Annotated in this window: 14 protein-coding genes and 1 other RNA gene; 7 read left to right on the top strand and 8 right to left on the bottom strand. The window is 74.8% G+C overall.

From position 1 onward, the window contains the following. Positions 1-119 precede the first annotated feature (119 nt). The gene (gene map, locus ADK60_RS10350) at positions 120-965 is read left to right on the top strand and encodes a type I methionyl aminopeptidase (protein WP_045940427.1); all 846 of its coding nucleotides are present in this window, start codon (positions 120-122) and stop codon (positions 963-965) included. Between the two features lie 88 nt (positions 966-1,053). Here map and ADK60_RS10345 read toward each other — a convergent pair whose 3' ends face one another. Continuing rightward, positions 1,054-1,755: a bifunctional DNA primase/polymerase gene (locus ADK60_RS10345; protein WP_030391595.1), complete on the bottom strand. Its 702-nt coding sequence runs from the start codon at positions 1,753-1,755 to the stop codon at positions 1,054-1,056. Positions 1,756-2,210: 455 nt separating this feature from the next. Here ADK60_RS10345 and ADK60_RS10340 point away from each other — a divergent pair, with 455 nt between their 5' ends. Further along, positions 2,211-2,441: a DUF8847 domain-containing protein gene (locus ADK60_RS10340; RefSeq protein ID WP_053645062.1), complete on the top strand. Its 231-nt coding sequence runs from the start codon at positions 2,211-2,213 to the stop codon at positions 2,439-2,441. Between the two features lie 92 nt (positions 2,442-2,533). Next, positions 2,534-2,668: a hypothetical protein gene (locus ADK60_RS47560; RefSeq protein ID WP_286163259.1), complete on the top strand. Its 135-nt coding sequence runs from the start codon at positions 2,534-2,536 to the stop codon at positions 2,666-2,668. A 46-nt stretch (positions 2,669-2,714) separates the two neighbouring features. Here the strand turns inward: ADK60_RS47560 and ADK60_RS41685 are convergent, their stop codons facing one another. After that, complete coding sequence (locus ADK60_RS41685; protein WP_079008218.1) at positions 2,715-3,371, bottom strand: PadR family transcriptional regulator; 657 nt, start codon at positions 3,369-3,371, stop codon at positions 2,715-2,717. A 181-nt stretch (positions 3,372-3,552) separates the two neighbouring features. On the opposite strand from ADK60_RS41685, the gene ADK60_RS10325 reads away from it, so the two are divergent. Both ADK60_RS10325 and ADK60_RS10320 read left to right on the top strand, forming a co-directional pair. Beyond that, entirely contained in the window at positions 3,553-3,951 is a 399-nt protein-coding gene (locus tag ADK60_RS10325; RefSeq protein WP_053645060.1) for an ACT domain-containing protein, read from the top strand. 113 nt (positions 3,952-4,064) lie between these two features. After that, positions 4,065-4,322, top strand: coding sequence for a metallothionein (locus ADK60_RS10320; protein WP_030391599.1), 258 nt, complete (start codon positions 4,065-4,067; stop codon positions 4,320-4,322). 80 nt (positions 4,323-4,402) lie between these two features. Here the strand turns inward: ADK60_RS10320 and rnpB are convergent. The 3 genes from rnpB to ADK60_RS10310 form a co-directional block, all read right to left on the bottom strand. Further along, positions 4,403-4,800: RNase P RNA component class A (gene rnpB, locus ADK60_RS10620), an RNA gene on the bottom strand. Positions 4,801-4,813: 13 nt separating this feature from the next. Next, positions 4,814-6,298, bottom strand: coding sequence for a DHA2 family efflux MFS transporter permease subunit (locus ADK60_RS10315; protein WP_045940424.1), 1,485 nt, complete (start codon positions 6,296-6,298; stop codon positions 4,814-4,816). Positions 6,299-6,343: 45 nt separating this feature from the next. After that, positions 6,344-7,834 (bottom strand): RNB domain-containing ribonuclease, encoded by a 1,491-nt coding sequence (locus tag ADK60_RS10310; RefSeq protein ID WP_053645058.1) that lies wholly within the window; start codon positions 7,832-7,834, stop codon positions 6,344-6,346. Between the two features lie 162 nt (positions 7,835-7,996). On the opposite strand from ADK60_RS10310, the gene ADK60_RS10305 reads away from it, so the two are divergent. Together ADK60_RS10305 and yaaA are read left to right on the top strand one after the other, a co-directional pair. Further along, positions 7,997-8,461: a DUF3995 domain-containing protein gene (locus tag ADK60_RS10305; protein WP_079008217.1), complete on the top strand. Its 465-nt coding sequence runs from the start codon at positions 7,997-7,999 to the stop codon at positions 8,459-8,461. A 41-nt stretch (positions 8,462-8,502) separates the two neighbouring features. Further along, on the top strand, positions 8,503-9,288 hold the full coding sequence (yaaA, locus tag ADK60_RS10300; protein ID WP_045940420.1) for a peroxide stress protein YaaA: 786 nt from the start codon (positions 8,503-8,505) through the stop codon (positions 9,286-9,288). Between the two features lie 54 nt (positions 9,289-9,342). On the opposite strand, the gene ADK60_RS10295 is transcribed toward yaaA, so the two are convergent. The 3 genes from ADK60_RS10295 to ADK60_RS10285 are packed head-to-tail and all read right to left on the bottom strand — an operon-like array spanning position 9,343 to position 12,099. Further along, the gene (locus tag ADK60_RS10295; protein ID WP_234371022.1) at positions 9,343-10,485 is read right to left on the bottom strand and encodes a bifunctional RNase H/acid phosphatase; all 1,143 of its coding nucleotides are present in this window, start codon (positions 10,483-10,485) and stop codon (positions 9,343-9,345) included. A gap of 10 nt (positions 10,486-10,495) precedes the next feature. Then, a complete protein-coding gene (locus tag ADK60_RS10290) occupies positions 10,496-11,239 on the bottom strand; it encodes a zinc ribbon domain-containing protein (protein WP_045940418.1) in 744 nt (247 codons plus the stop codon). A gap of 23 nt (positions 11,240-11,262) precedes the next feature. Beyond that, positions 11,263-12,099, bottom strand: a complete 837-nt coding sequence (locus tag ADK60_RS10285; RefSeq protein ID WP_053645052.1) for a Nif3-like dinuclear metal center hexameric protein — start codon at positions 12,097-12,099, stop codon at positions 11,263-11,265. Positions 12,100-12,568 lie beyond the last annotated feature (469 nt).

The raw sequence follows: 12,568 nt of genomic DNA, 5'->3' as shown, positions 1-12,568 counted from the left end.
TGTCGGCGGTCGTGCCCCGCCGTGGCGTCGCGTCGTCCCGATCATTCCCCGCCCCGGTGCCGTCCGCACACCCGGTGCCCGCCCCCGGACCGGAGGGCCCGACACTTAGAATCGGCGCCATGGCACTCGTACCCGGCATCCAGTCACCCATCCGCAAGGTCCCGGCGCACATCCCGCGCCCCGAGTACGTCGGGAAGCCCGCGCCGACGCCGTACACCGGGCCCGAGGTGCAGACCGCCGAGACGATCGAGAAGATGCGGATCGCCGGCGGCATCGCCGCCCGGGCGATGGCCGAGGCGGCGAAGCTGATCGCGCCCGGCGTCACCACGGACGCGCTGGACGCGGTCGCGCACGCGTACATGTGCGACCACGGGGCCTACCCGTCCGACCTCGGCTACCGGGGCTTCCCCAAGTCGGTCTGCACCTCGATCAACGAGGTCATCTGCCACGGCATCCCCGACTCGACCGTCCTCCAGGACGGCGACATCGTCAACATCGACGCCACCGCGTACATCCACGGGGTGCACGGCGACCTCAACGCCACCTACCTGGTCGGCGACGTGGACGAGGAGTCCCGGCTGCTGGTCGAGCGGACCAGGGAGTCGCTGGACCGGGCGATCAAGGCGGTCAAGCCGGGCCGCCTGATCAATGTGATCGGACGGGTCATCGAGTCCTACGCGAAGCGCTTCGACTACGGCGTGGTCCGGGACTTCACCGGACACGGCATCAACACGTCGTTCCACTCCGGCCTGATCGTCCCGCACTACGACAGCGAGCGGGCCACCGAGGTCATCAAGCCGGGCATGACCTTCACCATCGAGCCGATGCTCACCCTCGGCACCTACGACTACGAGATCTGGTCGGACGGCTGGACCGTCGTCACCAAGGACCGCAAGCGCACCGCCCAGTTCGAGCACACCCTGGTGGTCACGGCGGACGGCGCGGAGGTCCTCACCCTGCCGTAGGGCCGGGGGGGGACCGGGCCGGCCCACCGGGCCGGCCCGCGTCTGCGCTCGGCCGGTCAGCGGGTCGGCCGATCAGTTGGTCAGCCGGTCAGCCGATCAGCCACTGCTCCTCGGCCACCGCGCCCACCTCGGTGCAGGCGTCGGTCAGCACGTCCAGGACACGCAGCGGGTCCGGCAGCGGCTGCTCAGGACCCCGCAGCCAGCGCACCTCGGAGCCGTCCGGCAGCGCGGCCGGCGGCAGCAGGGTGTACGAGCCGCGGCAGTGCCAACGCAGGCCGGGGTGCTCGGACATGGTGTCGGGGGTGGAGTCCAGGGCGCTCGGCCACCACTCGTCCTCGTCCACCGGGGTGCCCCTGGTGGCGGTGAAGAACAGGTAGCGGTCCTCGCCGACCGCGGCCACCGGGCCCTCGACGCCGAGCGCGGTCAGCCGCTCCAGGGCGAGCCGGCCGGCCTCGGCCGGGACGTCCAGCACGTCGTGGGCGCGGCCGGTGGCGGTGACGAAGTTGGCCAGCGGGTCGCGGGAGAGCCAGCGGGCGAGCTGCTCCGGGTCGGTGGTGGCCTGCGTCTGCCAGGCGAAGGAGACCGGGTGCTGGGCCGGGGCCGGACAGGCCACCCGGTCGCAGGAACAGCGGTACCCGGCCGGATGCGCGGCGGGAGCGAGCGGGAAGCCGGCGCGCACGGCGCCGAGCAGTTGGTCCAGTCTGGCGGCGGGGGTGTCGGGTGCCGCCGACCGGGCCCGCTCACGATCCCGCTTCTGCCACCAGGCCGTCCACCTGCCGCCGGATTCCATCGGGCCCCTTCCGCGCATTGCCGTGCCTGGTGTGACACAGCGTTCGACGTACCACTCCGACGCAACGCACGGCGCCCCCCGCTGCTTCCCCGGGTGGTGCTCGGCACTGCGGTCCCGCGCCCCGCCGACCGGAGCCGGGGTTGCCGGACGGTCGACGCCCGGGGTCACGGTACGGAGTCAAGGCGGCACGACGGCTGCGGCTCGGCGGCCCGGCGGGCACGATGAGATGCGCCTCGCCCGGCCCGTACGGGCCCGCTGACCCGGGTGGACCCCGAGGGCGTAACAGGAAGGATAAGGGTGCGCGGGCCCTTCGGATGACCGGGGGCGGTGCCTCTCCGGTCACACTCCCGGCACCCGGCCCTCACACCGCCTTCGCCGGGACACCTGCGGCGGCCCGGTCCGCCCCCGTTCGCCGGGCCCTCCGCGAACCCCCGCCGGGGTGAGACCCTGGTGGGGTGAAGAGCGCGGACACCGAATTCGTCGGCGGCCCCCTGGACGGCCGGACCCTCCCCATCCCGCTGGGCCCGATGTACGGGGTGCCCAAGAAGTACACCGTGCCGGTCCCTTCGCACAGGGACACCCCGGCGCGCACACTGGTGTACGTCCGGGCCAAGCAGCAGCGGGGCACCCGCTGGTTCTGGCGCTACGAGTACGACGAGGCGGCCACCGCCCGCGCTTCCGGGTGACGGCCGCCTCCCCTCGCGGGAGGACGGCGATGGCGAGAACCGAACGGCACCCGAGGAACCGCTCCCGGTCGGTGGCGCTGCACAATCGACAGGTGGCCGGGGTCACGGCCGGCCTGCTGGTGGCGGTCAGTGTCTACAGCGCGGTGCTCGGCTCCAACGGCTGGCTCTGGTTCGGCTGGGCGGTGCTGCTGCTCGCGTGCGTGGCACTGTTCGCCGTCCGCTCCTGAGCAGCCGCACCGCCCGCACCGGGACCGCGCCCCGGACCGGAACCGGTCAGGCGTCCTCGGCCAGGATCAGGTAGAGCTTCTTGCGGGCCTCGTTGAGCACCTCCAGGCCCTTGGCGCGCTGCGCCTCGGTGCCCGTCGCCATGACCTGGCGGACGGCCTGCTCCACCGCGCCCAGCGCCTGGCCGACCTCCTGGACCGCGGCCCAGTCGACCTCCTGACCGGCCTCCGCCCACGGCTCGTCCGGTCCGGCCTCGGCCTCGGTCCGGCCCGCCTCGGTGAGCTGGACCAGCCGCTTGCCGCCGACCTCCTCCGCCGTGACCAGGCCCTCCTCCTCCAGCAGCTGGAGGGTGGGGTAGACCGAACCGGGACTGGGCCGCCAGGCCCCGCCCGAGCGCTCGGCGATCTCGGCGATCATCTCGTAGCCGTGCATCGGCCGCTCCTTGAGCAGCGCCAGCAGCGAGGCACGCACGTCCCCGCGCCGGGCCCGCCCGCCGCGCCGTCCGCGCACCCACGGCGGCGGCCCGCCGAAGCCGCCCCGGGCCCACGGCGGCCCCGGGCGTCCACCCGGCCCGCCGCCGAAGGGCGGCCCGAAGGGACCGAACGCCCCCCGGCCCTCGTACCTCTCACCGGGCGTACCGGCGAACTCCGGCCCCGGGCGGCAACCGCCGGGACCGCCTTCTCCACGGAATCGTCCTGGGCGCATGGCACCCACCTCCAGTTCGGACCGCTCGGACGCGGCCCCGTCGCGACGATCGTCAGACGATCGTTCGGGACAGTCGAGTTACTGTCTCGATAACTCGACGATATATCGCTGACTGTCGACCGTCAACGCTTTCCGATACACCTTCCGACACTGCCGCCCCCTCGGCCGCTACGGTGCGTGCATGGCCGGAGAACGAGACCTCGCAACGCTGCTGCGCGACCTGCGCCCCGTGCTCAACCCGGGGCGGTACGTCTACTGCACGCTCCCCACCAAGGTGCCCGCCGGACTGCGGCCGGTCGCCACCGTCGCCGAACCCGAGGGGGTGACCGTGGTGGTGGCCCAGGAGGAGGCGGACGCACTGGGCCTGCGCTACGAGTACGTGGCCGCCTGGATCACCCTGCGGGTCCACTCCGCCCTGGAGGCCGTCGGCCTGACCGCCGCCGTCGCGACCCGGCTCGCCGAGGAGGGGCTCAGCTGCAACGTGGTGGCCGGCTACCACCACGACCACCTGTTCGTCGCCGCCGCCGACGCCGAACGCGTCCTCGCCGCCCTGGAGAAGCTCTCCGACCGCTCCACGTGACCGGGTGGCTCCACCGGGTGGCCGCCCGCCGGGGGCGCTCGGACACTGGGAAGGGCCGGGCAGCCGCCCGGCCCCGCCGTCCGCCCCACCCGCCCGGAAGGAAGTGCGCCGCCATGGCCACCTGCGTCACCTGCGGCAACGACTACTGGCTCGCCTTCGAGATCAAGACCGTCACCGGCGACGTCTACACCTTCGACAGCTTCGAGTGCGCCATGGAGAAGCTCGCCCCGCGCTGCGAGCAGTGCAGCGTCCGGATCGTCGGCCACGGTGTCGAGGTCGCCGGGATGTTCTTCTGCTGCGCCCACTGCGCCCGCGTCAACGGCGGCCTCGGCGATCAGATCCGCGACGCCGTCGGCACCCACCCGGGCTGATCCCCCGTCCGCCCCGGGAACGCCGAAGGCCCCCCGGCCTGCTGTTTCGCAGATCGGGGGGCCTTCGTGGACGTCAGGGGCGGAAGAGTCGGCCTGTACGCCGGGTTCTGTCTCCCGGGCCGCTCGCGCGGGCCGGGGAGGCGGTCATCCATCTAGGGCTGCCGTTGCCGACAGCCTCGTGCGGTCCACCCGCGGACTCGGGCGAGCAGCCCTCAAGCATCCGCGCACGGCGCCCTGGGGCGCCGATCTTGACCTTGCTCCAGGTGGGGTTTACCTAGCCGTCCGAGTCACCCCGGTCGCTGGTGGTCTCTTACACCACCGTTTCACCCTTACCCGTCGCCGAAGCGGCGGGCGGTCTGTTTTCTGTGGCACTGTCCCGCGGGTCACCCCGGGTGGGCGTTACCCACCACCCTGCTCTGTGGAGCCCGGACGTTCCTCGGCGGGTCCTGGGACCCGTCGCGACCGCCCGGCCGACTCTTCCGCCGTAGGGGTCATGGTAGCCGCTCGGGCGGGGCCTCCCGTACTCCGGGGCGGGCCGGCGGCGGCTCCGCGCCGAGGTGGGCGGCCACCCGGGCCGCGGTGGCGGTGCCCCAGGCGGAGGTGGTGACCAGGCCGAGCAGCAGGATCGTCGCGCCGAGCCCCACCAGGATCCACCAGCCGGCGTGGGTCGCCGGGGCGAAGCCGGTGAGCACCGGGCCGACCACGGCCGAGGCGACCACGGTGCCGATCACCGCGACGCCGAGCGACTGGCCGACCTGGCGGCTGGTCGAGGCAACGGCCGCCGCCACCCCGGCCTGGGCCCTCGGCATGCCGGACACGGCGGAGTTGGTGATCGGCGCGTTGACGAAGCCGAAGCCGAAGCCGAACAGCCCGTACGCGGCCAGCAGCAGCGCCGGCGGGGAGTCCGCCGCCAGCCTGGTCAGCAGCAGACCGCTGCCGACCAGGCCGAGACCGGCCAGCACCAGCGGCAGCCGGGGGCCCCTGGCGCCGACGATCCGGCCCGACAGCGGCGCGCAGACCAGCATCATCACGGCCATCGGCAGCGTCCACAGACCGGCTTCCATCGGGCTGTACCCGCGGACGTCCTGGAGGTAGATGGTGTTGAGGAAGAGGAACCCGCCGAGCGAGGCGAACGCGCAGACGGCGGTCAGGGTGGCCCCGGTGAACGGCGCGCTGCGGAAGAACCTCGGGTCCACCAGCGGCTCGGCGACCCGCCGCTCCCAGAGCGGGAAGGCCACCAGCGCGGCGAGCGCCGCCACGGCCAGGCCGAGGATCAGCGGGGAGGTCCAGCCGTGCTCCGGGCCCTCGATGATCGCGGCGGTGCCGCAGCCGAGCAGCACCACCATCAGCAGCTGCCCCACCGGGTCCAGCCGGCGGGCCCGCGGCGCACGCGACTCGGGGACGTAGCGGGCGGTCAGCAGACAGGCCAGCAGTCCGACCGGGACGTTGATCAGGAAGATCGCCGGCCAGCCGGCAGCATGCACCAGGAAGCCGCCGAGCAGCGGCCCGAGCGCCATCGAGATGCCGACCACCCCGCCCCAGACGCCGATCGCCCGCGCCCGCTCGCGGGGCTCGGTGAAGGTGTTGGTGATGATCGACATCGCCACCGGGTTGAGCATCGAACCGCCCACCGCCTGCACCGCCCGGAACAGCACCAGCCACCCCAGGCTCGGCGCCAGGCTGCAGAGCAGCGAGCCGAGCACGAAGACCACCAGGCCGGTCTGGAACACCCGGCGGCGGCCGAAGCGGTCGGCGAGCGAGCCGAACAGCATCAGCAGCGAGGCCAGCACCAGGGTGTAGGCGTCGATGATCCACTGCAGGCCGGAGGCGGGGGCGTCCAGGTCCTTCTGGATCTCCGGGAGGGCGATGTTCACCACGGTGTTGTCGAGCCCGACGATGAACAGGCTCATGCAGCAGATCGCCAGGACGAGCTGTCGGCGGCGCCGGCCGGGGTCGGCGACGGGCGGCGGACTCATGAAGGTCGCATCGGGCACGGGTCGATCCTCCCACCAGGACCCGGCTCAGACGGCGGCGAAGCGGACCGTCCGGGTGGTGGGGTCCGCGACGGTGAGCCGGGCGGAGATCCGGCCGCCGAGCGGCAGGGCGGTGCCGGGCGACTCCCCGTCGGCCCCCTCGCCGGGCCCCGTCCCCGCCCGGTCGCAGCGGGCCCGGACGGCCGGCTCGCGGAGCTGGACGGTGCCCCGGCCCGGCCGCTTCCCGTCCACGTCGATGACCACCGCCGGGAAGTCCTCGCCCACCCGGCCGGACAGCACCTCCGCCTCCACCAGGTCCATGCAGGCCCGTTCGACCTCGCCCGCCCGGCGGTCCCCGGCCGTCATCAGCGCGGCCACGTCCACCAGCGCCTCGCGCGCCCAGTCCGGCGGCTCCTCCCCCGCCGCGACCGCCGCGCAGACCTCCTGGGCGAACCGGTCCCCCAGCCGGCGCAGCGGCGCGGTGCAGTGCGCGTACGGCGCGGCCAGCGCGGCGTGTCCGGGGTCGGCGGGCGCGGGCCGGCCCCGGGCGGCGTCGAAGGCCCGGTAGCCGGCGCCCCGCAGCAGGCCGGTGCACTCGTTCAGGAAGGCGGCGTGCAGCGGGCGGTCCGGGTCCAGCGAACGGACCAGGTCCGGGTACGGCAGGCCGTCGGGCCAGTCGATGTCCAGCGCGCGGGCGGTGCGGCGCAGCCGCTCGTACGCGTCGGGCGGCGCGGCGGGCAGGGTGCGGAGCAGGCCGACCCCGGCGTCCAGCATCAGCTCGGCCGCGGCCATGCCGGTGAGCAGCGAGATCTGGGCGTTCCAGCCGTCGGCGGGGGTGGGCGCGCGGTAGCCGAGGACGTAGCCGCGCGGGGTCTCCTCGATCTCCTGCTCGGGCACGGGAAGGCTGACCCCGCCGCGCTCGCGCTCCTGTTCCTCGCGCAGCCGGCCGACGGTGGCGAGCAGGACGAGCTGCTCGTCGGCGCCGCCGGCGTCCACGGCGCGCTGGACGGCCGCGTAGTCGAGCCGGCGGTGCGAGCGGACCACGGCGCGCCGCAGGTCGGCGAGGACGACGGCGCCGTCCTCGTCCAGGTCGAGCTGCCAGAGCAGCGCGGGGCGGGGTTCGCCGGGCAGCAGGCTGGCCGCGTCCTCGGAGAGCCGGGTCGGGTGCAGCGCCACCGGCCGGTCGGGGAAGTACAGCGTCTGCACCCGGCGGCGGGCCTCCTGGTCGATCGCCCCGCCGGGGCGGACGAAGGCGGCGACGTCGGCGATGGCGTAGTGCACCCGGTAGCCGCCGCCGGGGCGGTGGGCGAGGTGCATCGCCTGGTCGAGGTCGCGGGAGCCGGGCGGGTCGACGGTGAACAGCGGCAGCTCGGTGGCGTCGTGGTCGGGCAGCCGGGGTGCCTCGGCGGCCCGCTCGGCCTCCGCCAGTGCCGCCTCGGGCCATTCGGTGCGGATCTCCAGAGCGGCCCGCAGCTCGGCCAGTTCGGCATTGATCCGGGCGGAGTCGGCGGCCTTGACGCGCAGTTTTCGGCGGGGCATGGGGGCAGCGTAGGGCCGGGCGGGTGGTTCCGGCCGGAGGTCGGCGGCGGGCGGCGCGCCGACGTCGGGGCGGCGCGGCCGGGGCCGGACCGGGCGGGGCGTCGGCGTAAGAGGTCGTAGCGTGGGAGGCGCTGATGATCGACGGCGAAGGGGGAACGGGCGATGCGAGCGGTACGGGCCGTGGGGACGGCGGTGGCCGGGGTGCTGGCGGGAACGGGGGCGCTGCACGCGCTGTGGACGGTGACGCCGTGGCCGTTGCGGACTCCGGAGGAGTTCGCGGACACCGTGGTCGGCACCGGCGACGGGGTGCCCCCGGCGGCGGCGTGCGCGGCGGTGGCGGGGCTGCTCGGTGCGGCCGCCTACCTGGTGGCCGCGGAGGCCGGGGCGGCGCCGGCGGTCGGGCCGGCGCGGCTGCGCCGGGCGGGGGTGTGGACGGTGTCGGCGGTGCTGCTGACCCGCGGTGCGGGCGGGCTGACGCTGGTCGGCGGCGAGCGGGCTCTGCGCTCGGAGCGGTTCCGGCGGCTCGACGCCCGGTACTACTCGCCGCTCTGCCTGGCGCTCGGCACCGGGGCGGCGGTGGTCGCGGCGGCCGGCACGGGTTACCGGGAGCCGGGGCCGGTTGCGTAGGGTGGCCGGGTCCGTCGCCACAAAGTGTTGAGGAGTCCGCCGTGCTGGTCCTGTTGCCGCCCTCGGAGGGGAAGGCCGCGTCCGGGGACGGCGTGCCGGTGGCGCTCGACGGACTGTCGCTGTCCGGGCTGACGGCGGCCCGGGCCCGGGTGCTGGAGACGCTGGTCGGACTCTGCCGGGGCGACGAGGACGCCGCCGCCGAGGTGCTGGGGCTGAGCCCCGGGCTGCGCGGCGAGGTGGCGCGCAACGCGGGCCTGCCGACGGCGGGGGCCTTCCCGGCCGGGGAGGTGTACACCGGTGTGCTCTTCGACAACCTCGGGCTGGCGACGCTCGACGAGGCCGCGTACGACCGGGCCGTGCGGACGCTGCTGGTCTTCTCCGGGCTCTGGGGCGCCGTACGGATCGACGACCGGATCCCGCCCTACCGCTGCTCGATGGGCGTGAAACTCCCCGGACTGGGGGCGCTCGGAGCGTACTGGCGGAGCGCGATGGCGCCCGTGCTGCCGGAGGTCGCCGACGGGCTGGTGCTGGACCTGCGCTCCTCCGCGTACGCGGCCGCCTGGAAGCCCGCCGGCGAGCTCGTAGCCCGGACGGCGACCGTGCGGGTGCTGCAGGAGCGCGACGGCCGGCGCACGGTGGTGAGCCACTTCAACAAGGCCACCAAGGGCCGCCTGGTCCGTGACCTGCTGGTCGCGGGCGCCGAGCCCAAGACGCCCGGCGAGCTGCTGGACGCGCTGCTGGGGCTCGGCCACCGGGTGGAGGTCGCCGCCGAGGGCACCGCGCGCAAGCCGTGGCAGCTGGACGTGGTGGTCACCGAGGTGCACTGAGTCCCGAGGCGCGCCGGGGCCGGTCGGACGGGATCCGACCGGCCCCGGCGTCCGTCAGCGCAGGTGCCCGGTGTCGTTGAGCAGCCGCAGCGAGGCGTTGCCGTCCGCGTAGTACTGGACGGCGCAGATCGAGGCGGCGGACAGCTCCATCCGGTACAGCGAGTCCGGCGGGGCGCCGAGCGCCAGCCGGACCAGCGTCTTGATCGGGCTGACGTGCGAGACCACCAGCACGGTCTTCCCGGGGTAGCGGGCGAGGACCTTGTCCCGGGCCACCCCGACCCGGTGGGTGAGGGTGGTGAAGCTCTCGCCCCCGCCGGTCGGCCTGGCCCTGGCGGAGCCGAGCCAGGCGGCGAGGTCCTCCGGGTGCCGCTCCTGGACCTCGCCGAAGGTCAGCCCCTCCCAGGCCCCGAAGTCGACCTCGCGCAGCCCCTCCTCGTACCGGACCTCCAGGCCCAGCCGGGCGGCCACGGTCTCGGCGGTCTGCCGGGTGCGCAGCATCGGCGAGGCCACCACGGCCTGGACCGAACCGCGCGCGGCGAGCGCCTCGGCGGCCCGCTCGGCCTGCCAGCGGCCCTTCTCGGACAGCTCCGGGTCGGTGCCGCCGCTGCCGGAGAACCGCTTCTCCGGGGTGAGGTGGGTCTCGCCGTGCCGGAGCAGGACGAAGGTGGTCGGGGTGCCGAGGTCGGCGGGCGCCGCCCAGCCGGCCTTGGGCGCGGCGGTCTCCAGCGGCGGTTCGGGCTCGTCGACAACGGCGGCGGCCTTGGGGGCCCTGGGCTCCCACTGGCGGCCCGCCTTGCCCGCGTCCATCGCCTCGTTGGCCAGCCGGTCGGCGTCCTTGTTCCGCTCGCGCGGGATCCAGGTGTACGCCACCTGCGCGCGCGGGAAGACCTCACGCGCCTCGGCCGCGAGCGGCTGCATGTCCGGGTGCTTGATCTTCCACCGGCCGGACATCTGCTCGACGACCAGCTTGGAGTCCATCCGGACGTCCACCGAGGCGGCCGGGTCGATCGCCCGGGCCGCCCTCAGGCCGGCGATCAGGCCCTTGTACTCGGCGACGTTGTTGGTCGCGTGGCCGATGAACTCCGCAGCCTCGGCGATGATCTGTCCGGTGTCGCCGTCCCGGACCACCGCGCCGTAGCCGGCCGGCCCCGGGTTGCCCCGGGAACCGCCGTCCGCCTCGACGACGAACCTGCGCACGGCCACCGGGTCAGACGCCCGAATCGGCGGTGCGGACCAGGATCCGGGAGCAGTTCTCGCAGCGGACCACCTTGTCGGCCGGCTCGGCCTTGATGGAGTTCAGCTCGGTGATCGAGAACTCGGTGCGGCAGCCCTCGCAGCGGCGCTGGAACAGGCGGGCCGCGCCGACGCCGCCCTGCGTCTCGCGCAGCTTGGCGTAGACCTTCATCAGGTCGGCCGGGACGACGGCGGCGACGGCCTCGCGGTCGCGGCGGACCTTCTCCACCTCGGCGTCGATCTCGGCGTACGCGGCGTCCCGGCGGCCCTCGGCCTCGGTCAGCACGACGGTGGAGTGCTCCAGGCGCGCGGTCAGCTCGGTGACCCGGGTCTGGGCGGACTCCAGCCGCTCCATGATCTCCAGCACGACGTCCTCGAGGTCGCCCTGGCGCTTGGCCAGCGAGCCGATCTCGTGCTGGAGGTTCTCCAGGTCCTTCGGCGAGGTGATCGCGCCGGAGTCCAGGCGCTGCTGGTTGCGGGCGGCCCGGGAGCGGACCTGCTCCACGTCCTGCTCGGCCTTGGTCAGCTCACGGGTGGTGTCGCCGTGCTGGGCCTGGGCGGCGACCACCAGGTCCTTCAGCGCGGTGTGGTCGGCGTTGACCTTGTCGATCTCGGCGTGCTCCGGCAGGCTGCGCCGCCGGTGGGCCAGCTGGTCGAGCTTGGAGTCGAAGGCCTGGAGGTCGAGCAGGCGGATCTGGTCGGCGGGCGCGGCGTTCAAGCGGAGAGCTCCTGTGAATCGGGTCAGGCGGGGAAGGACATGGGGGCGTGCGCGGTCCACGGGTCGGTGACCGTACGGGAGACCCTGGTCTCCACGGTCCACCCGCGCTTCTCGGCGGTACCGAGCAGCGCCCGCTCGGCCAGCGGCAGCCAGGGCCACTCGGTGGCCCAGTGCGCGGCGTCGACCAGGGCGACCGGCGCCGCCTCGGCGGCCTCGGAGGCCGGGTGGTGGCGCAGGTCGGCGGTCAGGTAGGCGTCGACGCCCGCCGCGCGCACCTCGGCGAACAGGCTGTCGCCCGATCCGCCGCACACCGCGACCCGGCTGATCAGCCGGTTCGGGTCACCGGAGACCCGGACACCGGCGGCGGTGGCCGGCAGGCCGGCGGCGACCCGCGCGGCGAACGCGGCCAGCGGCAGCGGGGGCTCCAGCAGGCCGACCCGCCCGGTGCCGCGCCGGCCCAGCGGGTCGGTCGGGTCCGGGACCAGCGGGCCGGTCACGGTCACGCCGACCGCCTCGGCGAGCGCGTCCGAGACACCCGGGTCGGCGTGGTCGGCATTGGTGTGGGCCACGTGCAGGGCGATCCCGGCGCGGATCAGGGTGTGCACGACCCGGCCCTTGAAGGTGGTGGCGGCCACGGTGGTGGTGCCGCGCAGGTACAGCGGGTGGTGGGTGACCACCAGGTCCGCCCCCCACTCGACGGCCTCCTCGACGACCGCCTGCACGGGGTCGACGGCGAACAGCACGCGGCGGACCTCGGCCTGAGGGTCTCCGCAGACCAGGCCGACGGCGTCCCAGGACTCCGCCCACTGCGGCGGGTACAGCTCTTCGAGGGCGGTGATGACGTCGGACAGTTTCGGCACCTGTCGAGACTACCGTGCGCACGGGGGGAGCCGTCCGCCCGCCCGGCCGCCCGGTGGGCGGCCCCGCCGGGGGCGCGCGCGCGTCAACCCGGGGCGCGGGTGCCCTCGGGCGGGCGGCGGCCCCGTTCGACCGGCGCCCGGGCCCGGTTCGCACCGGGTGACCGGGCGGGCCTCGCGCACACCCCGCGGTTCGCACGAATTCGAAACGGCGCCCGGATCACCCTTACGAGTGAAGTGACCGGCTTCGGATTGAGCATCCCTCGCTACCGAAAGTAACTTCACTTCTGCGAAAGGGAGTTGTCCCGGCCATGGGAGTCGCCCCGGCCAGGGCGCCGGGAGGGCGGTCCGCCGGAGGCGCGGTCCCGGGTGCGCAGAACGGGCCGGATGCGGCCGGGGCGGTGCGGACCGCCACCGGGGCGGCGGACCCGGGCCTTCCGAGGAACCGATTTCAGGCCGTGGCCGCGCGCCC

Source organism: Streptomyces sp. XY431 (assembly GCF_001279805.1).
Lineage (GTDB): Bacteria > Actinomycetota > Actinomycetes > Streptomycetales > Streptomycetaceae > Kitasatospora > Kitasatospora purpeofusca.
This window is presented reverse-complemented; position numbering and strand designations above follow the sequence as displayed.

Excerpts from the sequence above, each read along its gene's own strand:
- map (WP_045940427.1), top strand. The coding sequence starts at position 120 with ATGGCACTCGTACCCGGCATCCAGTCACCCATCCGCAAGGTCCCGGCG.
- ADK60_RS10305 (WP_079008217.1), top strand. The coding sequence starts at position 7,997 with ATGCGAGCGGTACGGGCCGTGGGGACGGCGGTGGCCGGGGTGCTGGCG.
- ADK60_RS10320 (WP_030391599.1), top strand. The coding sequence starts at position 4,065 with ATGGCCACCTGCGTCACCTGCGGCAACGACTACTGGCTCGCCTTCGAG.
- ADK60_RS10310 (WP_053645058.1), bottom strand. The coding sequence starts at position 7,834 with ATGCCCCGCCGAAAACTGCGCGTCAAGGCCGCCGACTCCGCCCGGATC.
- ADK60_RS10325 (WP_053645060.1), top strand. The coding sequence starts at position 3,553 with ATGGCCGGAGAACGAGACCTCGCAACGCTGCTGCGCGACCTGCGCCCC.
- ADK60_RS10345 (WP_030391595.1), bottom strand. The coding sequence starts at position 1,755 with ATGGAATCCGGCGGCAGGTGGACGGCCTGGTGGCAGAAGCGGGATCGT.
- ADK60_RS41685 (WP_079008218.1), bottom strand. The coding sequence starts at position 3,371 with ATGCGCCCAGGACGATTCCGTGGAGAAGGCGGTCCCGGCGGTTGCCGC.
- ADK60_RS10315 (WP_045940424.1), bottom strand. The coding sequence starts at position 6,298 with ATGAGTCCGCCGCCCGTCGCCGACCCCGGCCGGCGCCGCCGACAGCTC.